This window comes from Chryseobacterium sp. BLS98 (genome assembly GCF_001045445.1).
Taxonomy (GTDB): domain Bacteria; phylum Bacteroidota; class Bacteroidia; order Flavobacteriales; family Weeksellaceae; genus Chryseobacterium.
Window position 1 is genome coordinate 811,737 of the sequence record NZ_LFNF01000001.1, and the last position, 24,893, is coordinate 836,629.

At 38.6% G+C, this 24,893-nt stretch carries 23 protein-coding genes; 10 read left to right on the forward strand and 13 right to left on the reverse strand.

The window, feature by feature from the left end; genetic code table 11:
• Window positions 1–6 precede the first annotated feature (6 nt).
• The 7 genes from ACM40_RS03620 to ACM40_RS03650 form a co-directional block, all read right to left on the reverse strand.
• Entirely contained in the window at window positions 7–1,374 is a 1,368-nt protein-coding gene (locus tag ACM40_RS03620; protein WP_048501438.1) for a head fiber protein, read from the reverse strand.
• Between the two features lie 141 nt (window positions 1,375–1,515).
• Window positions 1,516–4,614, reverse strand: a complete 3,099-nt coding sequence (locus ACM40_RS03625) for an amino acid adenylation domain-containing protein (RefSeq protein ID WP_048501439.1) — start codon at window positions 4,612–4,614, stop codon at window positions 1,516–1,518.
• Between the two features lie 377 nt (window positions 4,615–4,991).
• Window positions 4,992–6,527 carry a YifB family Mg chelatase-like AAA ATPase gene (locus tag ACM40_RS03630; protein WP_048501440.1) on the reverse strand — a complete coding sequence of 512 codons (1,536 nt, stop codon included), beginning with the start codon at window positions 6,525–6,527 and terminating at the stop codon, window positions 4,992–4,994.
• A gap of 185 nt (window positions 6,528–6,712) precedes the next feature.
• The gene (locus ACM40_RS03635; RefSeq protein ID WP_048501723.1) at window positions 6,713–7,675 is read right to left on the reverse strand and encodes a T9SS type A sorting domain-containing protein; all 963 of its coding nucleotides are present in this window, start codon (window positions 7,673–7,675) and stop codon (window positions 6,713–6,715) included.
• 35 nt (window positions 7,676–7,710) lie between these two features.
• Entirely contained in the window at window positions 7,711–9,102 is a 1,392-nt protein-coding gene (locus ACM40_RS03640; protein WP_048501441.1) for an outer membrane beta-barrel protein, read from the reverse strand.
• Window positions 9,095–9,661 (reverse strand): RNA polymerase sigma factor, encoded by a 567-nt coding sequence (locus tag ACM40_RS03645; protein ID WP_048501442.1) that lies wholly within the window; start codon window positions 9,659–9,661, stop codon window positions 9,095–9,097. The genes ACM40_RS03640 and ACM40_RS03645 overlap by 8 nt, the downstream gene beginning before the upstream one ends.
• A 97-nt stretch (window positions 9,662–9,758) precedes the next feature.
• A complete protein-coding gene (locus ACM40_RS03650; protein WP_048501443.1) occupies window positions 9,759–10,340 on the reverse strand; it encodes a DUF4840 domain-containing protein in 582 nt (193 codons plus the stop codon).
• Window positions 10,341–10,739: 399 nt separating this feature from the next.
• Here ACM40_RS03650 and ACM40_RS03655 point away from each other — a divergent pair, with 399 nt between their 5' ends.
• The 6 genes from ACM40_RS03655 (at window position 10,740) to ACM40_RS03680 (ending at window position 15,766) form a co-directional block, all read left to right on the forward strand.
• Window positions 10,740–11,303 (forward strand): hypothetical protein, encoded by a 564-nt coding sequence (locus ACM40_RS03655; RefSeq protein WP_048501444.1) that lies wholly within the window; start codon window positions 10,740–10,742, stop codon window positions 11,301–11,303.
• Between the two features lie 11 nt (window positions 11,304–11,314).
• Window positions 11,315–11,956: a hypothetical protein gene (locus tag ACM40_RS03660; protein WP_131705324.1), complete on the forward strand. Its 642-nt coding sequence runs from the start codon at window positions 11,315–11,317 to the stop codon at window positions 11,954–11,956.
• A gap of 19 nt (window positions 11,957–11,975) precedes the next feature.
• Window positions 11,976–12,746: a sensor histidine kinase gene (locus ACM40_RS03665; protein ID WP_048501446.1), complete on the forward strand. Its 771-nt coding sequence runs from the start codon at window positions 11,976–11,978 to the stop codon at window positions 12,744–12,746.
• Window positions 12,743–13,387, forward strand: a complete 645-nt coding sequence (locus ACM40_RS03670) for a response regulator transcription factor (protein WP_048501447.1) — start codon at window positions 12,743–12,745, stop codon at window positions 13,385–13,387. Before ACM40_RS03665 ends, ACM40_RS03670 begins: the two co-directional genes overlap by 4 nt.
• Window positions 13,388–13,844: 457 nt before the next feature.
• Window positions 13,845–14,690, forward strand: coding sequence for a caspase domain-containing protein (locus tag ACM40_RS03675; RefSeq protein ID WP_048501448.1), 846 nt, complete (start codon window positions 13,845–13,847; stop codon window positions 14,688–14,690).
• Between the two features lie 65 nt (window positions 14,691–14,755).
• A complete protein-coding gene (locus ACM40_RS03680) occupies window positions 14,756–15,766 on the forward strand; it encodes a trypsin-like serine peptidase (RefSeq protein ID WP_048501449.1) in 1,011 nt (336 codons plus the stop codon).
• A gap of 114 nt (window positions 15,767–15,880) precedes the next feature.
• Here ACM40_RS03680 and ACM40_RS03685 read toward each other — a convergent pair whose 3' ends face one another.
• Genes ACM40_RS03685 through ACM40_RS03695 form a run of 3 tightly spaced genes read right to left on the reverse strand, consistent with a single transcriptional unit; the run spans window position 15,881 to window position 18,561 of the window.
• Complete coding sequence (locus tag ACM40_RS03685; RefSeq protein WP_228376129.1) at window positions 15,881–16,798, reverse strand: hypothetical protein; 918 nt, start codon at window positions 16,796–16,798, stop codon at window positions 15,881–15,883.
• Window positions 16,799–16,805: 7 nt separating this feature from the next.
• Window positions 16,806–17,654, reverse strand: coding sequence for a hypothetical protein (locus tag ACM40_RS03690; RefSeq protein WP_048501450.1), 849 nt, complete (start codon window positions 17,652–17,654; stop codon window positions 16,806–16,808).
• 10 nt (window positions 17,655–17,664) lie between these two features.
• On the reverse strand, window positions 17,665–18,561 hold the full coding sequence (locus ACM40_RS03695; protein ID WP_048501451.1) for a hypothetical protein: 897 nt from the start codon (window positions 18,559–18,561) through the stop codon (window positions 17,665–17,667).
• A gap of 757 nt (window positions 18,562–19,318) precedes the next feature.
• Between ACM40_RS03695 and ACM40_RS03700 the strand changes: the two genes are divergently transcribed.
• From ACM40_RS03700 to ACM40_RS03715, 4 genes are read left to right on the forward strand one after another with little or no spacing between them, the layout of a single operon-like run.
• Window positions 19,319–19,828: a hypothetical protein gene (locus ACM40_RS03700; protein WP_048501452.1), complete on the forward strand. Its 510-nt coding sequence runs from the start codon at window positions 19,319–19,321 to the stop codon at window positions 19,826–19,828.
• Complete coding sequence (locus tag ACM40_RS03705) at window positions 19,825–20,172, forward strand: tRNA-binding protein (RefSeq protein ID WP_048501453.1); 348 nt, start codon at window positions 19,825–19,827, stop codon at window positions 20,170–20,172. Before ACM40_RS03700 ends, ACM40_RS03705 begins: the two co-directional genes overlap by 4 nt.
• Window positions 20,173–20,186: 14 nt before the next feature.
• Window positions 20,187–20,888 (forward strand): 3'-5' exonuclease, encoded by a 702-nt coding sequence (locus tag ACM40_RS03710; RefSeq protein WP_048501454.1) that lies wholly within the window; start codon window positions 20,187–20,189, stop codon window positions 20,886–20,888.
• Window positions 20,889–20,891: 3 nt separating this feature from the next.
• Window positions 20,892–21,218, forward strand: coding sequence for an SUF system Fe-S cluster assembly protein (locus tag ACM40_RS03715; protein ID WP_048501455.1), 327 nt, complete (start codon window positions 20,892–20,894; stop codon window positions 21,216–21,218).
• Window positions 21,219–21,337: 119 nt separating this feature from the next.
• Here ACM40_RS03715 and ACM40_RS03720 read toward each other — a convergent pair whose 3' ends face one another.
• The 3 genes from ACM40_RS03720 to ACM40_RS03730 form a co-directional block, all read right to left on the reverse strand.
• A complete protein-coding gene (locus ACM40_RS03720) occupies window positions 21,338–22,270 on the reverse strand; it encodes a hypothetical protein (RefSeq protein ID WP_131705325.1) in 933 nt (310 codons plus the stop codon).
• Between the two features lie 46 nt (window positions 22,271–22,316).
• Window positions 22,317–23,906, reverse strand: a complete 1,590-nt coding sequence (locus ACM40_RS03725) for a hypothetical protein (RefSeq protein ID WP_048501457.1) — start codon at window positions 23,904–23,906, stop codon at window positions 22,317–22,319.
• Window positions 23,907–24,016: 110 nt separating this feature from the next.
• Window positions 24,017–24,886, reverse strand: a complete 870-nt coding sequence (locus ACM40_RS03730; RefSeq protein WP_048501458.1) for a hypothetical protein — start codon at window positions 24,884–24,886, stop codon at window positions 24,017–24,019.
• Window positions 24,887–24,893: the final 7 nt, after the last annotated feature.

The following is a 24,893-nucleotide window of genomic DNA, read 5'->3' on the forward strand; positions in this document are numbered from 1 at the left end:
AATAGTTTACATCATACCTGCATTTTTCAGGTTTAGTAATAATGTATTAAAATCTGAAACCAATTCAGTAACAGTTGTTGCAGAAGAGTTATTCTGATTTATTGCTTTTTTAACAACTCCTGTCTCAATCGTTGATGCAAATGAGTCCGCACAAATAATTGTCGAATTGCTATCCGGTAATTCAGGCTGCCATCCGTTTTTCCAAAGTTTATCGTTGGGTATTCTAAAAATTGTTGTATAGCTTGCTGAACCTTCATTATATACCATAATTTCTGTATGCTCTGTAATATGCGGAACCCAATCTTGATTTTTTCCTATATTCTGACCTGATTTTAATCTTGCCTGAATTTTGTAAACATTATGACTTCCATTGTTTATTTGCTGATAAATATTTTTAATATCATACATGATTAATTCAATATTGCACATACCTGCATTATCATTAATAATTGCTACATCTTTTATGGTTCCTGCATATCCTGAAATTTTATGTCGTTCTCCCCTTAGTATAATTCCGGTGTTATGCCCTCCAAGTGTTAAATTTGTGATTGAACAGCTGCTTACAGCTTGATAAAATTCAATCCCCGTTCCTGTTTCTCCGCTAGCAACGATATTATCCAGTTTTACCACATCACCGAAATAAAAACTATTTGAATTAAGCCAGGAATTCCAGTGTACACCATTTAATGATCCTTTTTCCTGATATAATGCCCATCCTCCATTCCGAAATGATACATAGTCATTAATCTCAGAATCATGTGGTCCTTTATATGTCCAGCCATTCCCATTATTTGCAACGGTCTTAATATGATTGAAATTACTTTCCAGCGCATCATATGTTGTAGAAAAATCATTTAAAGGGTAATCGTGAGTTGTAAATTCAGTGTATATTCCGTCTTCTTTACAATTCGCAACGACAATGTTATTGACATATAGAGAACATCCCCATATTCTCATTCCAAAGCCTGCATTATTATTCTGTTTGTTACCATCTATAGAAAGATTGCTTACCCCTGCATATCTCACTCCTCTTATTTCCGGATCTGCTTTTGGCGTACCTGTAAGTAAAGCAAAATCTCTCCCCTGAATTACATCCAGATGACTTCCGGAAACAGATTTTAAAATGGTGGTATTGGGTCCGGCTCCATTCAAAAATATGTTTGAGTCAAGAATTATATTAGCATAATATGTTCCTGAAGGAATATTGATTTGTCCGCCGCCATTCGTTTTTACATGATCAATTGCATTCTGAAAAACAACACTGTCATCAGATGTTCCTAAAGTCCCAAAATCTGTAACATCATAAGAGTTTGCGGTAAAATTATTAGTGGCAAAAACAGCCGAAGAATTTGTTTGTTCATTTTTTGTTGACATTTCATTAATTATTAAAGGTTAATTTTAAACACTGTTCTTATAATGTAAATATCATCCCGCATTGCGACAAAACTCGACGTATTATTTTTAATATAAAAAGGCCGGAAATAAACTTTCCGACCTTATACTCATTAATTTAAGTTATGAGGTTGAAATTCCCAGATATTTCAAATAAGCATCCAGTATTTTTTTATCAAAAACCGGCTCCTCAATACCAGATCCCTCCAGAAACTGAATGACATTCGAACAGTCCCAGACATATGTATTCTGATACAGCTCCACTGTAGAAAGCCCTTCATGCATATTATCCTTAAACAAACTTGTTAATGGATAAAGACGGTTTTTACTATCATCTTCCCACTGTTTTCTCCACTCTTTGTAAGGAAGCCCCTCAAGAGTAAGCGGATAGTATTTCTTCAGAAGCATAAAAAAATCTTCAAGGGTAAGGTTGGTTTCCGGTTTCGCAATCAGGTTGAATTTTTTACCAATAGCATCTTTATTTTTTGTGATATGAGACATTGCTTTGGTCATATAGTCTACCGTGATCAGTCCCTCTCTTAATTCAGTAAGCAAGGGGTAAGATTTAAACTCAACACAGTTTTTTACAAGCCCTGACCACCATTGATAAGGAGCACTGGCGCCTGTCTGACTATGGCACATGGCATAGCCAAGACGGTAAGTAATTAACGGAAGGCCCTCTTTAGCGGCAAGATCAGCCACCGCTTCCATCACCCATTTACTTCTTACATACCCGATATCCTTGTTTACAGACATCAGATTCTGGGCAATATCATCACTTTCCAGCATGACGGTTTTCCCTGTGAAAACATGACCCCAACTGTAAACAGAAATGGTAGATAACAGAGCAAGACATTTGGTCCTTTCGGCACCGGCAAGCTTTATAATTTCTCTTAAGCCCTCCACATTCGGTGCTTTCATGTAGGAATAAGGCTCTATAAAATTAACTGAGCTTCCCGAATGATAAATAAGGTCCAGCATTGCTGCAAGTTTTTTGAATTTCTCTTCTGAAAAGCCCAATAATGGAAGCGATAAATCTCCTATTACCGGAATAATTCTAGGTTTCTGCTCTTCTTTTCTATCAATATGGTACTGTTTATAGCAGCGATCTATTTTCTCTACGGCATGAAATTCGTCCTGAGCTCTTACGAGACAGTAGATATCTGCAGATGTAGTATCTAAAAGCTCCTGAAGTAAATGGATTCCGACAAATCCGGTAACTCCTGTCAGAAATATGTTTTTAGGATTTTTCAATTGTTTTGGATCGAAACCTCCCGCGAAAACGGTTCCCGGAGCCAGATAAACATCCTGCTGAAGAGCTACGTAAGGTTCTACATCTTCTTCAGGAACGGCTTCCCTGGCTTCTTGGGCCCTAATGATCAGTTCATTGGAAAGCTGTTTGAGGACCGGAAACTGGTAAATATCCCGCATATAGACTTTGGTTTCCAACCTCGAATTCAAGGCAGTTGCAATGATAGCAACAAGCAGAGAGTTCCCCCCAATATCAAAAAAATTATCTGTGATATTAATTACCGGACGCTCCAGTTCTTCAGCCCAGATATCTGCTATAATCCTTTCGGTCTCATTGGTGGGTGGTTCTGTAGAAATAAGCTCTCTTGCTTCTTTATCTGCAAGTTCCTTTAACAAAAGAGTGTCCGTTTTTCCATTAGGAGTAAGTGGTATTTTATCAATGATTATAATCTGAGCAGGAATCATATAGCCCGGAAGCTCTTCTTTCAACTGTTGCCTTACCCAAGCTGTGTCTGCTTTTTCTCCGGATTTCAGCAAGATGAAAGCAACAATATATTTATTGCTTCCATGATCTTTTGTAATTACAGCAGCTTCCTGTATCCCTTCCAAACGGGTAAGACTACGTTCAATTTCTCCCAATTCCACCCGAAAACCTCTAATTTTCACCTGATTGTCTATTCGCCCTAAAAATTCAATATCTCCATCAGATTTCCAACGGGCAAGATCACCTGTGCGGTACAGTCTTTCATTTCCTCTGAATGGATTTTGAACAAATTTCGAAGCTGTAAGCTCTTCATTGTTAAGATAGCCTTTAGCTAAAAGAGTTCCTCCTATATATAACTCTCCCACGGCTCCTAAGGGCAATAATTCGCTGTTTTCCCCTAAGATGTAAGCCTGTGCATTGGCTATTGGTCTCCCTATTGAAGAAATGTATTGTCCATTCATATCTTTAACTTTTTTGAAAGTAGCATAGACTGTACATTCGGTAGGACCGTAATAATCAATCAATTCATAACTCAATTCGCTGGTAAGCACAGGCTTGAGCTTTTCTCCTCCTGTAAAAAGGTACTTAAGATCTAAATCATTATATTTTCGGGTTTCTTCAACAACAGACGGCACAAGAACAGAAGGTGCAAATCCATGGGTAATTCTGTTTTTTCGGTAAAATTTTACAAGTGCTGATGCCTCCACCCTGTCTTCATTGTCTGCTATAAAAATAACAGCACCGGCAGTAAGTGCTGACCAGGTCTCCCATACGGAGATATCAAATGCAAGCCCGGCAACAAGGGTAAGCCGCGAGGTATGATCAACATGAAAATACTGGTTGTGCCAGATCGCCAGGTGCTGGATGCTATGATGAGAAATCATAACACCTTTGGGATTTCCTGTTGAGCCGGATGTGTAGATGGTATAAGCCGATGCATTCTGATGTAAAGTAATATCAGGCAGTTCAATAGGCAGATATTCCAGGCTTTCTTTATGGTCCAGGTAAAATATTTCAGACCCAACCGTCAATAAACTTCCATGCACAGTATCGGTAATAATAATTCCTGCTGAGGTGTCTGCCAGGATATATTCTACACGTTTTACCGGATAAGCAGGATCTACAGGAACATAAGCAGCACCGGTTTTCAAAATTCCAAGGATGGCAATAAGCCACTCTAACGAACGATCCAGCCATACCGGAACAAACATTCCTTCTTTTATTCCTTTTTTCAGCAGGATATTGGCAAGCTGATTGCTTTTCTGATCAAGCTCCCGATAACTTATTTGCTTATCCTGATAAACAGCAGCAGTATTTTCCGGATGAAGTATCACCTGCTTTTTGAAAAGAGAAACGAGTGTTTCTTCCTTGGGATAGTCCCAATTTGTTTCATTAAAATTATTAAGAAGTTTTTCTCTGTCTTCAGCGGGTAAAAGAACAGATACACTAGCAGGCTGCCCCACTGGTGTCGGTATTGTATTTGGCATATTAGTCTTTGTTTTGTTTGATGATATAAAAGATCAAATGATCTGCATTGCGCAGCCTTCCAGACATATTTAATACGTCTAGTACAAGTTAAATAGCTAAGAATACTTTAGTTTCTATACTATCCTCATTCAAAATGTAAATGACTAAGTAGTGTTGGTGAATTTTTCTTTCATAATGCAATATTTTTAAAAATTTGGTAATCAAATTTAACATAATATTTCACATGAGCAAAAACTGATTATACTTTATCAAATTAAGACTAAAGAATTACTATTCCTTATAGTAAAAAAACGGGTCATTTTGAAAATGACAGGAACTATCAAATGAATTACAGCCCTTTTCAGGAGTTAGATTTATTTCAGGAACTTAGTATCTATTATACATTCCAAAACTCCCGGTCCAGACTTCTGTACTGTATGGCTTCTGAAATATGATGAGATAATATATTTTCTGTACCTTCCAGATCTGCTGCTGTTCTGGCCACTTTCAGAATACGGTCGTAAGCTCTTGCTGAAAGATTCAGTCTCTCCATAGCCATTTTAATAAGCTGCAGGGAAACCTCGTCTAAACTGCAAAATGCTTCAATTTCTTTAGGCCCTATCTGAGCATTATAACTGATATTAAGATCTTTATACCGTTCATTCTGAATACTGCGTGCCTTCAGAACACGTTCTCTTATGTCTGAGCTTTTTTCTCCTTTTCTTTTCTCTGCCAACTGCTCAAATTCTACTTTCTGTACCTCAATATGGATATCAATTCTGTCTAATAAAGGCCCGGAAAGCTTGTTCATATACCGCTGCATTTCGTAAACGGATGAGGTATTTCCAGGGTCGTCCGGAAAAAAACCACTTGGGCTCGGGTTCATAGAAGCTACCAACATAAAGCTTGCAGGATAGTTTACAGTAAATCTGGCTCTGGAAATCGTTACTTCCCGGTCTTCGAGAGGCTGCCTCATCACTTCAAGAACCGTTCTTTTAAACTCCGGCATCTCATCCAGGAACAAAACTCCGTTGTGGGCAAGCGAGATCTCTCCCGGCTGGGGATAGCTTCCGCCTCCTACCAATGCAACGTCTGAAATGGTATGATGCGGCGAACGGAAAGGCCGGACGGTCATAAGAGAAGTTTCTGCACCCATTTTACCGGCTACAGAATGTATTTTTGTTGTTTCCAAAGCTTCCTTTAATGTCAAAGGAGGAAGAATACCGGGTACTCTTTTGGCAAGCATCGTTTTTCCGCTTCCGGGAGGACCGATCAGAATGATATTGTGACCGCCGGCAGCTGCTATTTCCATTGCTCTTTTTGCTGTTTCCTGGCCTTTAACTTCTGAGAAATCAAACGGGAAATCATTCATCTTTTCCTGAAATTCTTTTCGGGTGTCGAGTATTATTCTTTCGAGAGGCTTTCCTTCATTAAAGAAATCAATGACTTCTTTAATATTTTCTACTCCGTAAACTTCCAGATTGTCCACAATTGCAGCCTCCCGGGTATTCTGCTTAGGAAGTATGATTCCTTTGAAACCCTCTTCCCTCGCCTGAATGGCTATTGGCAGCACTCCTTTTATCGGCTGGAGGCTTCCGTCAAGAGAAAGCTCACCCATAATGATATAGTCATGAATATTTTCAGCAAGGATCTGGTCTGATGCGGCAAGAATACCTACAGCAATAGAGAGATCATAGGCCGCCCCTTCTTTCCGGAGATCTGCAGGCGCCATATTGATTGTAATTTTCTTACCCGGGATTTTGTATCCTACGTTCTTCAATGCAGCAGAAATTCTGTAGCTGCTTTCTTTGATGGCATTATCGGGAAGCCCAACAAGATGATACCCTACTCCACCGGTATCTACATTGACTTCTATGGTAATGGTTTGCGCAGCAACCCCATGGATTGCACTGCCATAAATTTTAACTAACATGATTGGTGTTTTTTGTAAAAATAAATAATATATTATTTCAAAAAATCAACTTTTATATGGATAGTTTCCCGTTTGAAAATAAGTTTTAAAAGAAATTATTCTTAAAAAAGACAAACCGGTACAGATTATCTCCATACCGGCTTACCATTGATTAAAAAAAACTAATTAAGGAATCTATATACCATTTATTTTTTGATGAATTTATTCTTATAAGTTTTTCCGTCTGAATCTTTGGAAAGAATAATATAATTGCCGGGTACTAGCCTGCTTACATCGATAGCCTCATTAAACCGGTGATCTTTCTTTTGCAGGACTATTTTCCCTGACATATCCAGAATGGAAATCTCTTTATACATTTTATCGGATTCTTTTCCGATATACAGGAACTGTGCCGTAGGATTTGGGTACACTTTAAGGCTATTTTCTTTTCGCTTCACTTCGCCAGTTCCCAGACTGCAGAATTCCCAGCTCCCGAAATTCACTTTTACAAAGTTTCCGGTTCCTAAAAACTCACACTGATCCGGGCAATATTCCGTACATGCATAAAATCCGTATTCTCCCGATTCCGTTGCCACATAACTATCTCCCGTTACCCCATTGATGACGCAGGGATCTCCCGGAGAAGGCGGCGGACTGCTGGGAATGCATCTGTACCAGACATGGTTTCCGTACAGATCAGGAAAAGCATCATCGAATTTTACAGAAGCTCCTGTACATACATTAAGCTCTCCCGCTCCTACCACCTCAAAGGTTCCGGGGGCCATTGTGCTGATCATTGCAGGAAGAGCATAGGCAAATCCGTCTGCCATTATTGCAGGGCTTTCCGCTGTACAGTCGCCCTGTGTAACCGCTACTTTAAAATAATAAAGCTGGTCATCATTTCCATTGATGGTAAGGGTTTGCGAGGTTGCCCCGGGAATTGCAGTCCAGGGATTGTTATTTGGTGTTTGCCAAGTCCATTCTTGCTTATACCACTGGTAAGTTCCGAATGCCTGTGTTGAAAGTACTTCTGTTTCCGTATTACAGAACAGAACTTTATCAGGATATTTCAGGCCCAGTCTCGGACTTGTGATGGTGGGATTGCACTGTGCTTTCATATTCATTAGGGCCATGAAAAGGAAAGCCAAAAAAATCAGTTTTGGTTTCATATGTAAATATTTAATGGTTGATGTATTTAGAGGCATCAGTCCAGTAAAAGCCTGATCCCGAATTTCATATTGAAGTTTAAAGGTTTTTCTTTGTAAATGGTATTAAGCTGGCTGTCATTCTTGAAATGGTAGCCAATCCCGGGTTCTGCATATATACCGATCTTATCGATAATCTTCACCTGTAATCCTACTGCTGAATTCACGGAAACCTGTACAGGTTTTATATCAAGCCGTTCTTCCTGGGTATCCTGTACCTCATTATCTACGATATACTGGGTTTTAAGCTTTCCTGCAACTGCTTTTTCGACCAGTACACCTCCGGTAACGTATCCTGTAAAACGTCCTTTCTGAATCACATTATAATTGACCTGTACCGGAATCCCTATATAATGAACGCTCTGATCTCCTTTTATGTAGTTTGAATTGCTTCCCGAGTGAAGTCCAGACATAAGTTTTGTATAATTCACACCCGTTCCGATTCCCCATCTTTTCCCAAGGTTATAATATACAGACAGTCCAAATGTAACCGGAATCTTATGTCTTATTCTGGCTTCCACTTCTTTACTTTGGTTAGCCAGAAGAACCTCTGTAAGCGGATCCGGATCTGTCCCTGAGATCCACATATCGCTAAAAGCCATAGGGGCTCCGCTGATGGACGTGTAGCCCGGGAATTTCTCAGAGGAATTTGAAGAAACATTGCCTGTAAGCATGCTCAGCATCCATTTCTTTGATTTATGGGCAGGGGCTTTAGGCTTATCATTAGCGGCAAACCTTTCTGGGAGTTTCTCGTTATTATTAAAAGTTTCGCCGGCAGTTTGCTCATTTTTCAGAGCCGGGTTTTCATCGACTGGAGGAAGGCCGGAAACAGGAGATTCTTTTTTGGCTAAAAGGTCTTCCCCATTTTCTTTTTCTCCTGATACCGGTATTATTCCATGAATATCTGTTATTTTTTTGCCCAATACATGATCTAAAATACTATGAATGTTCATCTTACCCGCTGGCTGCTGTCCCTGGCTGCTGTATTTCTCACCTGGTACAGTATTGATTGGATCGCCTGTATCTGTTTTTACTTGTTCTGCCCGTTTTGTATCGATTTGCTTAAAATTATCTGCGTTTTCAACACGTTTTGATATTTGAGGTCCTGTTTTATCTGTGTTTGTTTCCAGCAAAAATTTTCCTGTAAAGAACAATAGGGCAATAGCTGCTGCAATTCCGCCAATACGGTACAGCAAAGTATTTGTTTTACCGACAGGAATCGTTTTGTCTTCTTTTTTGTCATCATTTTCCAACAAAACACCTCCGACAAGTCCTTTGTCTTCTTCTCCGGAAAAAAGTTCATCTTTAATATCATCCCACAGCCCATCCGGAACATCCTCTTCGTGGTCTTCCATTTTCCTGTGCAGGTCATTCAGCCACTGATTATTCATATTGTGCTTTTTTTGACATTTTAAATTCTTTAATTTTCTGGACCAACAGTCCTTTTGCCCTATGAAACTGGGAAGCGGAAGAGTTTTCTGCTATTCCTAAAAGTCCTGCAATTTCTTTATGGCTTTTTTTCTCAAATACAAACAGGTTAAATACAGTTCTGTACCCATCCGGAAGGGACCGGATCATTTTCATAATTGCTGCCTGAGGAATCTCCTCAAGATCAGGTTCTTCATCATTGGGAATATCGGGGTATTCTGCGAGATCATCCGTTGTTGTATTGCCGGAATGCTGTCTTATATGCTTTAAAGCTTCGTTTACGGTAATCCGGATCATCCATGCCTTCAATGAACCATTGCCTCTGTACTCAAATGTTTCTATAGAGCGAAACATTTTGATAAAGCTGTTCTGAAGAACATCATGAACATCATCCTTACCTGAAAGATAACGGGAACAGACTCCGGCAAGGTTTCCGGAATAGTTTCCGAAAAGTTCTTTCCAGGCAGCCTCTTCCTTCGTGAGAAGGCGTCTTATCAAAATCTGCTCCTTGTTTTCTTCCATGTATGATTAAGATCCGGTTTGGATACCGATTAAAATTTTACAGCAAAAATAGACTGCATCCGGCAAACCACAATCTATTGTTTATATTATATGAATATTAATTTGTTTTTATGCAATATGGGAAATTGTAGTAAATAGGCTCAAAAGGGCTAAGCTCCGTCCCGTTTACAGTAATTTTTTCTGCTGCCAGAGCAAATCTCAATGTGTGATCCAATCCTGCAAAGTAGCCTTTCTGTTTTGCCACCAATGTCACAACTGTTTTTTTACTGACTCCGTCTACGGGGATCTGAAGTTCAAGATCTTTGGGTGTAAAAGTGAGCTCTACCCAGTTTTTATCTGCATTTAATACAGAACCATAGTTGAGGTTATATTTTACTTTTCCCATTGCTGCCAGGGCATTCTGCACTTTTAAGGGATCTTTTACTACTGCCGTTACAATTTCTTTCAAGGGAAACTCAGGAAATGTCAATGTATCTTTTTTTATTTTAAAGTCAACAATCTTCTCTGCTTTGAGCTCTCCCTGTACCGTAATCAGCCTTGCTTTGTAATTGCCATTAACATCTTCCAGCTTTACAGGTGGTACTTCTATCCTGTCCTCATTCATACATGAGAACAGGGAAAGGAGGATTGAAACAACCAAAACGGCAGTGATAACTTTAAGTACTATTAAATTCTTCATTTCATTATTTTTTTAACATTAAACATTAATTGTATTGAGTACTCATTTATAAAATCCGGTTTTTGGGAAATCTTGCGTGGAGATTTGAAAAAAAGTGAAAATATTTTTGTAATTAATTGATTTACTGTGGATAAAATTTATGCATCAATCCTTTCCTTTTTAGAATAACTAAACATTTAGTTCATTACAAAATTTATTCAGAAAGTAGCCATAAAATTAATTATGGATCTAGAAATTTAACCTTAAGGATAATAACAAACGGAAATTGATCAATAAATGTACATATCCCTGAAAATCAAATTAAAAAGTCGTAAATTTATTAAGTAAAAAACAGTGTTTTCCCCCTTTTGCAGAGTTGAGCAGTTACCTAATTTTGTTTTAAAATTAAAAACCATAAAAATGAAGACTCTCTTTTCAATCAAAAACTTAAGTTCACTTTTTGTTATACTTATTGTAAGCTTTTGCGCGTTAAGTTGCACCCGTTGCTCCGAACCTCCTAAGGAACCTGTAAGTGACAGTTACAAAAAGAAATTGATCAGCTACCGTGAAGGCAGAATACTGTATGATGAATACTCCAGAACCAATAATGCAATTCTTACCAAATACCGAAACGGAGAACCGGATTCACGTTGGTACTGGTTTTCTGTGGAAGATCTGGAGGGTTATATTCATTATGTAAAGGAAACGGCAAAAAAACAGCACCTGAAAAACCCTGGAATCCGCATTTATATGGGAAAATACCCGATGAATCATCCCAGAAACAAAATGGCGAAACCTGAATACGCAGGCTATCAGACTATATTTCTGGTGCCAACTGCTCAAAATCTAAAAAATGAAAGTCCCAATGTAAAGTCCAGAGCCATTATTTCAACGGATGAAAATAAAAATCTGACGGACATGGAAGTTCTGAACATGACCAATCTGGCACCTCCGCCAAAAGTTTCTACAGCCGATATGCCATAAAAATAAAAGTCATGAACTGGAACATAGAAATAGGGAAACAAATATCTATGGTGATATCCCTTTTGGTGATCACTTTAATGGTCATCAAATACAGGAAAATCGGGAAAGAGAACCTGTTTTTTATTGCAGGATATATCGTATTCTCTATGATTGATACTTTTTGCTATTTCTATTTTAAGGCTACCCACCGATCTACCGAAATGTTTTATGTAATTGGCTTTTTAGTGATCGTATTCTGCATGTACCTGCTGTATTATTTTCAGCTGCTGTATTGGCCCGTTCTTAAAAAATTACAGCTTTTTTTACTGATTCTTTTTGTAGGCAATATTGTTGTGATGTTTTATATAGAGGATGACCTTCTGCATCATTTTTCTTTTAATATGCTGTATATCAACATCCTCTTGTTAATGTTTTCCATTATTTTATTTTTATATCAGACCTTTAATTCCGATAAAATACTGGAACTCAACAATTACCTTCCCTTTTGGATTTCGGTTTCATTGCTGATTCTTTTTATAGGGAGTATTCCTATCCTGTATTTCAGGACTACCGTTTCAGAACATATTTATTTTTTCATTTTATTTATGTTGAATCTTATCAGTAACGGAATACTCCTATTTGGATTGATCCGGAACAAAGCAGGACAGACTTAGATAAGTATCTTTTTGAAGTATGGAAGAAAATAATTTGGTTATTACCTTTACCATTACCCTACTTATTGTCGTTTTAATGATGATCTTCATCTATGTGGTCTTTATCAAAAAGAAAACAAGCCTTCTGATAGCACAAAAAGAAAAAGACATGCGGTTCGAAAAAGAGCTGGCTACTTCACAGGTAGAAATAAAGGAACAGACGCTGAATTATATTGGTCAGGAACTGCATGATGATGTGGGGCAAAAACTCTCAGTGGTCCGTCTGCGGCAAAATCAGCTGGTTTCCAAACTGAAAAACGCAGAAAAGGAAGAATTAAATGAATTAAGTGAACTTTTAGGCGAGTGTATCCAGGATATCAGGAATTTATCGAAAACACTGATCACGGAGCAGATTATCCATTTCGGGCTGACAGAATCCATAGAAAGAGAAGTGAAAAGGATCCGGAAATTAAAATTATTAAAAATAGATTTCGTCACCCAGAAACAGGATATTGATATTTCACCCAAACATGGACTGATCCTCTTCCGTATTATTCAGGAAAGTATTAATAATATTTTAAAGCATTCCAGAGCCAAAAATGTATCCATAAGGCTGGAAGACGACCCTGAAATTTTACGAATTTACATTTCGGATAACGGAAAAGGTTTTGATACCTCCAAAATACAGGACGGTTCGGGGTTGAAGAATATGGAACTCCGGGCAAAACTAATTCATGCTGAATTTTCCATACAGTCGGAACTTACTAAAGGAACACAAACCTCAATAACCTATTATAAACATATACCATGAAAACTATTCCCATAGCTATCGTTGATGATCACACTCTGATGTCCAAGGCACTGGAGAACATGATCATGGAAAACCCGCAGTACAGTGTCATTATGAATCATCCCAACGGCGAAGACTTTATAACTGCAATAGAGAACACTTCAGAATTGCCGGCCGTGGTGTTGATGGACATCAATATGCCTTATAAAAACGGTATAGAAACCACAGAATGGCTAAGCGAGCATCATCCTGATATAAAAGTCATTGCCCTGACCATGGAAGATGATGAAAAAATACTGATCAAAATGCTGAAAGCCGGAGCCAAAGGGTATTTGCTGAAAGATATGCAGCCCTCAATTCTCTTTCAGGCAATAGATACCGTATTTGATAAAGGCAGTTTTTATACAGATTTTGTCGCCCAGAAACTGTTGAAGGTAAAATCAGAAGACATCAGAAACGCTTCCCTTCTTTCCGAATTAAAAGACCGGGAAAAAGAATTCATCAAATGGGCCTGCAGCGAACTTACTTACAAAGAAATTGCGGATAAGATGTTCCTCAGTCCCAAAACCATTGACGGTTACAGGGATTCCGTTTTCACAAAACTGGAAATAAAGAACAGAGCCGGACTTGTCCTTTTTGCCTTAAAGCATGATCTTTGTTGATCCTGTTTTTCCTTTAAACAAACATTTATAGCCCAATATTTATCCGGTAAATTTTACAATTTACCGGATTTTTTATTTTTCCCTGAATTGGAGCATCTGGTTGTAAAAAGATGCCTGTTTTTTACACAAATTCCAATTTTAATACTGTATAGCATAAGGAGAGCAAAGAAAATCAATTTCATTGATTCCATTAGGCAAGGTCTCCTATCCGGCTACTTCATGTGCCAATATCCACGATCATTTGTGCAATCTGTGCAATCCGTGGTTAAAAACTCATCGCCCATAAGGGTTGCCAAGCACAAAGGTCTCAAAAAAGGGGTTTTCCCTTCCTCATAATCAGTCATTTACCTCTGTTTTTACTCTCTTAAATGACGGAATTTTGTCCTGTACAATAACCCATGAAGGCGGAACCCGAAAAGCCCAAACAGAGTAGGGAGCATTTCAAAAAACTAATAAAATGAAAAAAGCACTCATCGTAGGCATCAATGACTATGCCCCTATCGGATCAGGCGGACCGGACCTCAACGGATGCATCAACGATGCACGGGATATGGCTAACACATTGGTAATATGCGGTTTTGACCCTGCAAAGATTAAAATTCTCACCAATCAGAATGCCACCAGGGCCAATATATTAAATTACCTGAAATCATTGGTTAGCAGCAGTGTAAAAGGAGACTCTCTTGTCTTTTATTATTCAGGACATGGAACGAGGGTAGCCAATATCGGAACAGATCTGGAAATTGACGGTATGGATGAAGCTATTTGTCCTCACGATTATGCAAGTGCCGGGGTGATCCGGGATGATGATTTCAAAACGGTTCTCAGCAAACTGAAATCCGGTGTAAATCTGGAAGTTATCTTCGACTGCTGTCATTCAGGAACGGGAACCAGAAAAATGGATCTCGGCCTTGACATGGAACTTTCTTACGAAGCCCCGCGCTTCATTCCTCCTATGCTTGAAGATGAATTTTACATGACCTATGCAAGCGAAATGCGGTCATCCGAAAATTCAAAAAAAGCAATTACCATGACCAAAGCCTTAGTCCCGGTTACTGGAATGAATCATACGCTATGGGCCGCTTCTAAAGACAATCAGGTATCCATGGAAGGAAATATGAGCGGGCAAATCAGGGGATATTTCACTTATCATTTATGTAAAATATTACGGGCAACCAATGGTAATATTGTGAGAAAAACACTCGACAAACAAATTGCCATAGCCCTGGCAGCAATGGGTGCTGCACAAATCAACCAGACAGAAAGCATCCCCGCAGAATTTTCGCAAAAGATATTTTCATAAAAATACCGGCGGAATCCGAAAAGCTATCCAAAGAGTAGGAAAAATTAACAAAAAACTAAATCATCATGTCTAAAACTGAAAGTAACCAACCAATGACAGCGGAAGAGGTGTCAAGACTTAAAACCGTTAAAGCAAAATCAACTGAAAAACCGGCCAGTGCCGAAAAACTAACCAACCAGGGACCCACCATGGAAACCATTGACGGACGGTCTTTCCCAAAAGGGATGAAATCGATCGGAATGCCTGCCAATGAAAAAGCAGCAGAAGGAAAAGTCTTCGAAACCGATCACTTCTATCCTACCCATTCAGACTTTGAATATCAGCCTAAACTGGAATCCAAAAAAGACCGCAAACCGAAATTTATTGACAGAGAATCTTTTTTAACCACAGAAGGGGTAAAAACTATATTCGGTCCCGATCAGAGAAAAGTATACAATTCTACAGCCTATCCATGGCGATGTGTAGGGAGAGTGGAAAGCGCGTTAGGCTCAGGAAGCGGAGTGATGATCGGTCCGAGACATCTTCTTACCTGTGCCCATATCGTAGACTGGCAGGCTAATAACACCACCGGCTGGTTGAAATTTACACCTATGTATTATAATGGAAGCGCTCCATACGGAAGTGCCTGGGGAACACTGACCTATTATAAATACAAAGTAGCCGGCCCTACCATTGATTCTACAGAAATACAGTATGATTATGTGGTCATTGTTCTGGACAGAGCTATTGGAAACAGTACAGGCTGGCTGGGAGCAAAGTCCTATTCCGATTCATGGGATGGCGGGGCTTACTGGACGCATGCCGGCTATCCCGGAGACCTTACAGGAACGCAAAGGCCAACGTATCAAACCGGTATTGCCCTGGACGGAGATTTCTGGAGCGCTGATGATAACGAAAGCATGAGCCACAAGGCAGATATCTGGCCCGGACAAAGCGGCGGTCCGTTCTGGGGTTACTGGGATGGAGCTCCATATGCCGTTGCTACCCAAAGTGCCCATAATCCAAGTGAGAATTTTGCAAGTGGCGGTTCTGATCTTGTCAATCTTGTTATAAAAGCCCGAAACGAGCATCCTTAACCAATTTATTATCTTTACTAAAGAGCCCGGCTTTGTGCCGGGTTCTTTTTTATAGTCGGTTTCCCAACTTCAAACTAATGCTTTAAAAGTAGGAATTAAATTGTTTTAATGGTTTTACTGTTCTACAATTGTAAGCGCATTGTAAACTCCACCTCCTGAAACATCAAACTGACTGATTGTACCATCAAATGCTACTGTAATCCAGGTAAAAGGTCTTAATTTATCGCCTTTATTTAAATAGACACTCACAGTACAGGCTGAACCTACCGGTACGGCATTGGGGCTTCCCCCGGTATCAGAAGAATATCCGTTATTTGTTTTTACCCTCTGGGTGATGGTGCCTGCCGAATTTCTTACTTCCCAGATTGCTTCTGTCTGATTATTGGAGCCGGTATTTACCTGGCTGGACTGTAATGCAAAAGTAAAAGTTGCAAAATACACACCGTCACGTGGTGCTACAAATTCACCTGTAGCAGGATTGAAGTTGGAAGTTGGAACACCCGAATCAGAGTCTAATTTTTCTGTCCAATTGGTTAAATAAGAAGATCTTCTCTGGACAATACCGGATTTAGGGCCTATTTCCGAAGGGGTTGCACTTTCAAATAGATAGGTATCCTGAGTGGTTTTACTTGCCATGACTATAATACGCGGCTTTCCTTTAGGGAAAAAGCTTACCCAGTTTGTACCGTCGGAAAATTCTAAATACCCCTTTACACCAATGGCAGGGCTGTTCACATACCGTAGCGCACCGGCACCAGCCTGAGAAGCTGTTTTTGTAGTATTCCCAATGGCTATAGTCCCATTATTTGTACCACCCCGTAAATCGAGGGCCACTTTTGGATTAGCTGTCATTACCCCTATTCTCCCGGAATTATTAATGATAACATTACCGGCATCTGTTTTTATTTCGACAGGATTGCTTGGATTGGGCACTCCTATTCCTATCTGGGCGTTTATTTGCGTTACTGCAATTGGCAAAACAATAAAGGCACTGATCAATCTTTTTATTTTATTTTTTGGTCCCATCATCATATATTTTTTACAGTTCACTGATGCTTAAGTTATTTAATTTACCGTCATTTAGGGTATTTCGGGCACTTCCTATATTATGTCTCACACTAAATTGTATGGTATCGTCTTTTTTAAGATTGAAAATAGCATTACAATTACCTCCTATAAAATTACTTACTGCACCGGCCTGAAAAGCAGGGTAAGAATTTACAGTTTTGAACACAGGAATGTTATTAGTGCTTTGGCTACTTTCTATTGCAGTTTCTATGAATGTGTTTTTGGGTATATTTCCATTAGCCAGGGTAATATTAAAAGAAACCAGATAGAAGCCATCACGCGGAGCTTTAAATATTCCGGTTGCAGGATCGAAGTCTCCACCGGCGCCGGCGCCTAAATCAACGGTTTCCGTCCAGCCTGTAATAACTGTTGTAGTAGCACTTGCAATGCTTTGTGCAGAGGATTTGCTGGCATTCACCAATGCTTTGGTCGGAGCGGCCAGAGGCAGTGCTATCCACTGTTCCCCATCAGAATATTCTAAAAATCCACCTGCATTATAGCGTATTGCTCCTCCACCTGCTGCGGCAGGACTCTGTGTATTAGTGCCTAAACCAATAATTCTCTGGTCGCTTGAAGAACGCAGGTCGACTTTAGTAACTGGATTTAAAAGCCCAACACCTATCTGCCCTTCTGATGAAATAACAACATCGTTAGATATTTTTGTTGCATCAGGGGCAGAGCCATTATCTTTTCCCGCATCTATATGTAAAGGCTGCGAGGGAGTTGAAGTAAAAAATCCTACTTGTGCAGTTGTTTTAATGGCAGAAAAAAATAAAATACAGGCGAATAGTTTATAACTTATACCGATTTGCTTTTTCATGATGTATATCTTAATGTTCTATTATGGTTAAATTATTAAATCCGTCATCCGGATTGGCAGGATCGGAAGCATTACTGGTAACCCTAAGCGGAATAGATCCTGTGGTGAGATTTTGATAGAGTCTCGCACTTACCTTAGTCCCTGCAGTCAGAGTAAGGGTAACGGTACTTGATCCGCCAGCCTGCGTTGAACGTGTAGAGTTGGCATCATCAGCTGTACCTGTCATAGACTGCCCGAAAGTTTTGTATACACTGGCAAGAACTGTGCTTGTAGTGGGATTATAAAACTGTGATTCAACTCTGGAACCGTCGCTAATAACTGCACCGTTAAAATTAAAGGTTAATAAAAAAGTATAGGTTCCGTCCCGTGGGGCTGTGAATTCACCGGAAGTGGGATCGAAACTGTTACTCATGTCACGTACTTCGCTCCAGTTAGTAATAGTTGTAGCCGTAGCTGTTGGTATTGACTGGCTTGAAACTTTACGAAGAACAACCACTGCTTTTTGAGGAGCGATATAAGCTTTGTTCCATGCTACACCATCAGAAACTTCTATTTTAGGTCCTACCGGTACACTATTAACATCGTATCGTGTAGCCCCGGCGCCTGCTGTTGCTGCCGACATGGTAGTTGTCCCTAAACCAAGGGAGTTTTCACTTCCGGCTGACCTGATATCCAGCTGTACCTGAGGATTCATAACCCCAGCTCCAATAAAACCCGTTGTTTTATTTACAATAACATCATTTGAAATTTGTGTTGGCGTTAATGTTCCCGAAGCCGGATTATCCTTTGCTCCATCTACATGTAGAATCCCTTGTGGATTACTTGTCCCAATTCCAATCTGTGCACTGTATATATTAATAAGGAAATAAACGGGAAGTACCAATGTTTTGTGTATTTCTTTTCTCATATTCTTAATTTAAAATTTAAAGTAATAATTAAATTTAATAGTCCTCCGTTAATCTTAATTTATCCCTAAATAAACAAGATCAGATAACATCCATACATCATTTTAATACTTAACAAATTGTACATTAATTGCGCTAATATTATATTTGATGCAGCCCTTCAGGAAGATTTAAAGTTTTACTTTTGAGGGACCAGCAAAACTTTAATATTTTTGGCAAACAATTAATAATACATTTTAGTAAAAATTACAGCTTTATAGTTGAAGTTCATTTAATTATTTAATGTGTTTTTAGAATCTTACTTTATTAATACAACTATTAATTCTAACTATTGAGAATAATATTTTGCAAAAATCAAGATTTTCTGCAATCAATCAAAAGATAACATGTCGATATACTTCGATACGCATATAGATTTTTTCCAGGGTTTAAGGTTTGAGGAATTGAAGGGTAATATCAGTTGAGATTTTCTTGGAGGAAGAAATCGGGAGAGGATAGATTTTTTCATAATGTATGTTTTTGTAAAGTTAATCAATTTTAGCATTCTGTATAATAATTTAATAATAAATTATTATTATTAAATATTTTATGCATAAAAAAAACAGATATGACTAATTTTACCTTTGTTACTTTATCATTTTATATTGTAAGTTATCAGCTTCTTTTCTATTTAACAGTACAGATAAACCCTATGTAAATTCGATTTTAAGAAAGCAATACTATAAATATTTTAATACATTTGTTCAAAACATATTCTGAATGAATTTCGAGCAAATCAACTTACACCTTGAGGCTTATAAGGAACACAACCAGATTCTGGATGCCGCCAAATTTCTAATCCATTCTTTTGACCTGGAACATGAAAATTTTGCCGGTTTTGGATTCCGGGAAGAGCTCTCTCCCACTTCTATGCTTTTAACAGCAGAAGGGGTATTAGGCGGACCTCAAACTGTAATGATTCCAAAGAATTTATTTGATTTTGATCTTAACCTTGTCCTGAATATGGTTGCCCATGAAATGCTTCATGTACGTCAGAAAGCTCCCGGACAGGTCATCGAAGATAAAAACGAACGGGAATTCCAGGCTTATTCTGAAATGCTTTTTCATAAAGTATTTCCACGGATTCCCGAATTATCGGACCATTATAAGAAATTCTTCGGGGGCCAGGCCCTGGAGTATTACAGAAGAATGGGTGAAGGATCCGAACTTCAGAAAAAATATGAAGCAGAGAAATTAGAAGTAGAACATTTAATTAATTCATTACCATGACCATAAAGCCGGAAATATCCTGGGCAGATTTTGAAAAAATAGACATCCGATGCGGAACCATTATTTCTGTAAATGATTTTGAAAAGGCAAGAAACCCTTCTTACCAGCTGGAAATAGATTTCGGGGATCTTGGCATTAAAAAGTCCTCAGCACAAATTACTTCTCTCTACGGAAAAGAAGAGCTGATAGGAAAACAGGTAATGGCCGTGGTGAATTTTCCCAGAAAACAGATCGCCAATTTCTTCAGTGAGTGTCTTGTAATGGGAGTATATGGTGAAGACAAAAAAGATGTCACTCTTTTGACACCGTCACTGCCTGTAAAAAATGGCATGCCAGTAGGATAAAAACACCAATACATATGATACAGCACATTCCACTAGAAAAGATCTTATTCCTTGATATTGAAACAGTTCCGGGATCAGGTTCCTGGGACGAACTGCCTGAAGCCGAACAGAAACTCTGGGACAAGAAAACAAGGTTTCAACGAAAAGAAGACGTAACTGCTGAAGAATTTTATGACCGGGCAGGCATCATGGCCGAGTTCGGGAAGATCATCTGCATCACCATCGGAATGGTAGAAAAGAATGAAACTTTAAAAATTAAGAGCTTCTCCGGTCACGATGAGAAAAAATTACTTCAGGAATTCGGAGAAATTTTCAACAGCCCGAGACTGAATAATGTAATCCTTTGCGCCCACAACGGAAAGGAATTTGATTTTCCATGGATTGCAAGAAGATATCTGATCAATGGAATTCAGCCTCCCATCCCGTTCCAGATGTTCGGGAAAAAGCCATGGGAGATTCCACATATTGACACCATGGAGCTCTGGAAATTCGGGGACTATAAAAGTTTTGTTTCCCTTGAATTACTGGCTCATGTGTTCGGAATTCCTACTCCCAAAGATGATATAGACGGCTCAATGGTTTCATCAATCTACTACATAGAAAAAGACTTGCAGCGAATAGTTGACTATTGTGAAAAAGATGTCTTAACTTTGGCAAATGTTTTCCGGCGTATGCGTCAGGAAGATTTGTTGAAAAGGAATATCAATCTAGATTAAAAAATGAAATTTACAGACGATCAAATTGCTGACATTGGTGAGGAAATCATCAAGGTTTTAAAATCCGTTTACGACCCGGAAATCCCGGTTGACATTTACGAATTGGGCCTTATCTATGATGTACAGATCTCCGAAGACGGCGATGTAAAAATTATAATGACCCTTACTACCCCGAACTGTCCGGTCGCAGAATCCCTGCCGCAGGAGGTAAAGGATAAGGTAGGAGATGTGGAAGGCGTAAAAAGTGTAGATTTAGAGCTTACTTTTGAGCCTAGCTGGAACAAGGATATGATGAGCGAAGAAGCTAAGTTTGAATTGGGAATGCTTTAAGTTGTAAAAAACTAAAGACTTGAATTAATATCCTTATTTAAATTTGGTAATTATAAAATAATGGCTTGGATGTATAATCTGAGCCTTTTTTATTTACTTAAGAAAAACAAGTTCTACCCTTAGTAAAACTCTCTTTTTTCCAATACTCCGTCTTTGTATATCTCAGTATATATCCATTTTCCTTTTTTTCTTGTCTCTACCATTGGTTCTCCTGTTTCTTCATTATATTCCTGCAATAATTTATAAAACTTCCATTTTCCAACGGGCAAACCGTTTTTATATTCGGCTTCCAGGTAAGTGTATGAATCTGTAAACTCAGGGTATTTTTGTAAATCTATATGATCATTCGGTTTAAACTCTACCCATTTTCCTTCTTTTGTGTGGTTTTTCACGATGCCCTGCTCTTCCCCATCTTTATAAGAGCCATCATGATCATAATATCTGGAAAATTTTCCGGAGGAAAGAATCTGGTACTTATTTAAGGGCTTCAGCTTAAAAGGACTTTCGGTAAATTCATAGTCCTGCAGAGAAATGATATAATTTTTGTCTATGTTAAACAAGGTATAATTGGCAAATCCCATTTCTCCCTGATAATTAAGATAAATTCTTTTCATATCAATCGGGCGGTTATTCTTCATGGAAACCAGATAGATCTTTTCCATATAGGGTTCTGCATAACGAACGGTATTCAACACCCCAACAAAGTACAATGAGTATTCTCCGTAGCACAGATAGTCGGTCGCAATTTTGATCCGGTCGAATTTTTCATTGACATTTTTATTAAAAGGCAGGAAAACATTGTATTCTTCAGGAAGTAATAAAAGATCTTTTTTAATGGCTTTCTCAAATTTTAATGAACTGATTTCTTTCAGCTTATTTTCATCCTGTACGGCAGACAGAACTGATTCAACAGCTGTCAGCTTTGAAATATCCGCATAGCCAAAGGGCAGCGTTATACAATCAGCTTTATTGGTATTAAAAAGCGATCCTTTTTCTGCTGAATGTGCTTCTGTCTTTATTTCTTTTTCATTTCCTGTCTGAGATTTACTCATACAAGAAAGAATGAAAAATAAGACAAAAAAACAGGCTCTGTTAATTTTACGCATATATATCTGGTATTTGAGCGAAACCGTGAACATGCAAATGATTATTATGTCTGGGAGTAGCTGTATGGGTGGTATGAGGTAACCGTGTACTGGCATTGTCTGCAGTACTGGCATTGGAGGTGTTGGAAAAATTCTCTGAGCGCCCCAATAAAAATCCAAAATCATAAAGAATGTTTCGGAGAATAACTGCATTATCATAATCAAAATTCGCTGCCGTAAGGATCGTATTGACTCCATCCTGCTGGGTGGTCAGTAAATTCAAATCTCCAGCCTCTCCATTCACATGCTCTGCACTGGGGTAACACGACGCATCAGAATAAGAAAAACCCTGAGAAACGATATAATGGTTGTGCCCTTCCTGCCTGAATTGCGCTACTGATCCTAAGAATCCGGCAAATAAATCCGGCTGTATGCTCCTTCTCCTTGTATGCTGGAATCCATACCGGATAATGACTCCGTTCTGGTTATAATTGAATGCTTCAAAAATCTGTGGTCCTACTCCCGCATTTCCTAAAATATCCATATTCACCAGTTCTACATTTCCTTGCTGGTTAGCATACCATTTGTCGGTTGCCCCGTCACCGAGAGTTCCGTTGGAATAGACCAATAATTGATGTGCATCTATCTGTTCTCCGGCAGCTCTGTTCGCTGTAAAATCTATTGTTTCTAAAAGAGTTCCTCTTTGGGCAAGCGGCGGAATGGTATTAACCCTTCTTTTTCTGGTTACACTTGCTTTAATTCTGGAACAAATCCTGTGTTCGTTATCATTTTGGTCATAATAGAAATAAACAACATCAGTAGAATGGTTATTCAACACTTTCTGAATCCGTCTTCTTCTTTCCGGATTTGTACTGATCACGGCTAAAGTATTGTAGGAGTTACTGCCGTGATGAATGTTGTATATATTTTTCCCCACCACCCTAAACCTTGCAGTATCATCATTTAAGAAAATACCGGCTCCGTTTACTTCCTGCTGTTCATCTTTATAGGCACAGGGGTTATTGTCTGTTCTTTCTACTGCTACTTCCAAATTAATACTGCCTTCTGCCAGTCTTCTGGTCCATTCATCAAAAACAGCTCTTCCATCGGGTCTGAGTTGCAGCTTAATAATGGCTTTATTGTTATGGTCACTTAAATTACTGTAATGGTCATGGCTTCCTTGACTATTATTAAGGGCATCAAAATTTCCTACCTGCACCGTGAACAGCCTCTGTGCCTCGTATCGGTCAGGAGATACAAAACGCATGAGCTGTAATGTATCCGTATTTTCTGTCATGGTATTGGTGGAAGGCCTTATTACTGCATCTATACTCAAAGTGGCCATATTACTGGTCTCAATGATCAGATACACCGTTTTTCCCAATATGGAATCGTATGGAATTTCCTGATTCTGATGATCCCGCTGTACGTGGGTAGAATCAATTTTTGTAAAACTTACTCTTGTTCCGTTGTCTGTTGTCACTTTTTTGGCAAAATAAACGTCACTGATGCGCTGTAATGAGTCATCGGGAGTATCCGGAGCCAGCGGACTATTTAAAGTTTGGGTTTGTCCGGAATCTGTTATGGTAATACGTGTTGCCATCTTAAGATTTTTCTTTTTTTAATACTAAAAATATAGAACCAGTATAATATAAGTTTTTGCCCAACTTTTGATCTAACCGGTGCTGTATTTCTTCAATCCATCCTGTTTTTTTAAAGTTCTTCATGGCTTATTTCTTTGATATGATAGATGATTTTCTTTTGATAGTTTTCTCCCAAGGAAAATTCTATGGTAAGCTTATGCTCTAAAACCTGTTTGGTTTCAAAATCCAATAACATCTGTCCTTTATATTTATCAAACTTGGGAACATCTGTTTCCTTATGATAAGCAATTTCCTTTCTTTGCATTTCTCCATAAAACATTTCCCAGTTTTTATCTGAAGGAATATGACCTGTATACTGTAACAGTAATAATTCATCATCACAACGCATTGCCTCGGTTTGTATACTTTCGTCTATATCTATTACAGTATTGGTCATAAAATTACGATAGCGTACGCTATGCCTTACCTGGTTTTCCTTCTCATATCTTCCGTAAAATTTATGAAGGATCATTCCAAAATGGTTATTTTTTAAAAAATCTGTACAGACTAATTTTTCCTTCTGGTAAAATGTTTTTAAAAACTGATAAAGATCTTCCGCCTGCTTACCGACAAAGGATCGGGAAAGCTTTTCTACCGTTTTCTCTACTTTATCCTGAAGAACCAACAATCCCTGTAAGCTTTTTAACCTGCCATATTCATCTGTTATAAGCACTACATCATTATTAATCGCTGCAATCTGGTCTAAAAAATCTTTTTCGGATAGTGAAAGTTCCTTGTCCCGGTGAACTCTGTCAAAAATTTCAATATGGTATTCAAATCTTTCTTTTTCTAAAAGCTTTAGCGTAACATGAAAATTTTTGTTGAGCTCGCTTCTATGAGTTTCTCCATTAGTGGTAGTATATTCGTTATAGGAATAGCGGTAAAATTTCTTTCCTTCCTGAAGGTTTAATTTAACGTCTATGGGAAATACCGGTTCCATAATTTTC

Excerpts from the sequence above, each read along its gene's own strand:
- ACM40_RS03715 (WP_048501455.1), top strand. The coding sequence starts at position 20,892 with ATGAAATTTACAGACGATCAAATTGCTGACATTGGTGAGGAAATCATC.
- ACM40_RS03690 (WP_048501450.1), bottom strand. The coding sequence starts at position 17,654 with ATGAAAAAGCAAATCGGTATAAGTTATAAACTATTCGCCTGTATTTTA.
- ACM40_RS03720 (WP_131705325.1), bottom strand. The coding sequence starts at position 22,270 with ATGAGTAAATCTCAGACAGGAAATGAAAAAGAAATAAAGACAGAAGCA.
- ACM40_RS03710 (WP_048501454.1), top strand. The coding sequence starts at position 20,187 with ATGATACAGCACATTCCACTAGAAAAGATCTTATTCCTTGATATTGAA.
- ACM40_RS03675 (WP_048501448.1), top strand. The coding sequence starts at position 13,845 with ATGAAAAAAGCACTCATCGTAGGCATCAATGACTATGCCCCTATCGGA.
- ACM40_RS03685 (WP_228376129.1), bottom strand. The coding sequence starts at position 16,798 with ATGATGATGGGACCAAAAAATAAAATAAAAAGATTGATCAGTGCCTTT.
- ACM40_RS03730 (WP_048501458.1), bottom strand. The coding sequence starts at position 24,886 with ATGGAACCGGTATTTCCCATAGACGTTAAATTAAACCTTCAGGAAGGA.
- ACM40_RS03635 (WP_048501723.1), bottom strand. The coding sequence starts at position 7,675 with ATGAAACCAAAACTGATTTTTTTGGCTTTCCTTTTCATGGCCCTAATG.
- ACM40_RS03695 (WP_048501451.1), bottom strand. The coding sequence starts at position 18,561 with ATGAGAAAAGAAATACACAAAACATTGGTACTTCCCGTTTATTTCCTT.
- ACM40_RS03660 (WP_131705324.1), top strand. The coding sequence starts at position 11,315 with ATGAACTGGAACATAGAAATAGGGAAACAAATATCTATGGTGATATCC.
- ACM40_RS03725 (WP_048501457.1), bottom strand. The coding sequence starts at position 23,906 with ATGGCAACACGTATTACCATAACAGATTCCGGACAAACCCAAACTTTA.
- ACM40_RS03625 (WP_048501439.1), bottom strand. The coding sequence starts at position 4,614 with ATGCCAAATACAATACCGACACCAGTGGGGCAGCCTGCTAGTGTATCT.
- ACM40_RS03700 (WP_048501452.1), top strand. The coding sequence starts at position 19,319 with ATGAATTTCGAGCAAATCAACTTACACCTTGAGGCTTATAAGGAACAC.
- ACM40_RS03655 (WP_048501444.1), top strand. The coding sequence starts at position 10,740 with ATGAAGACTCTCTTTTCAATCAAAAACTTAAGTTCACTTTTTGTTATA.
- ACM40_RS03705 (WP_048501453.1), top strand. The coding sequence starts at position 19,825 with ATGACCATAAAGCCGGAAATATCCTGGGCAGATTTTGAAAAAATAGAC.
- ACM40_RS03630 (WP_048501440.1), bottom strand. The coding sequence starts at position 6,527 with ATGTTAGTTAAAATTTATGGCAGTGCAATCCATGGGGTTGCTGCGCAA.
- ACM40_RS03665 (WP_048501446.1), top strand. The coding sequence starts at position 11,976 with ATGGAAGAAAATAATTTGGTTATTACCTTTACCATTACCCTACTTATT.
- ACM40_RS03645 (WP_048501442.1), bottom strand. The coding sequence starts at position 9,661 with ATGGAAGAAAACAAGGAGCAGATTTTGATAAGACGCCTTCTCACGAAG.
- ACM40_RS03620 (WP_048501438.1), bottom strand. The coding sequence starts at position 1,374 with ATGTCAACAAAAAATGAACAAACAAATTCTTCGGCTGTTTTTGCCACT.
- ACM40_RS03680 (WP_048501449.1), top strand. The coding sequence starts at position 14,756 with ATGTCTAAAACTGAAAGTAACCAACCAATGACAGCGGAAGAGGTGTCA.
- ACM40_RS03650 (WP_048501443.1), bottom strand. The coding sequence starts at position 10,340 with ATGAAGAATTTAATAGTACTTAAAGTTATCACTGCCGTTTTGGTTGTT.
- ACM40_RS03640 (WP_048501441.1), bottom strand. The coding sequence starts at position 9,102 with ATGAATAATCAGTGGCTGAATGACCTGCACAGGAAAATGGAAGACCAC.
- ACM40_RS03670 (WP_048501447.1), top strand. The coding sequence starts at position 12,743 with ATGAAAACTATTCCCATAGCTATCGTTGATGATCACACTCTGATGTCC.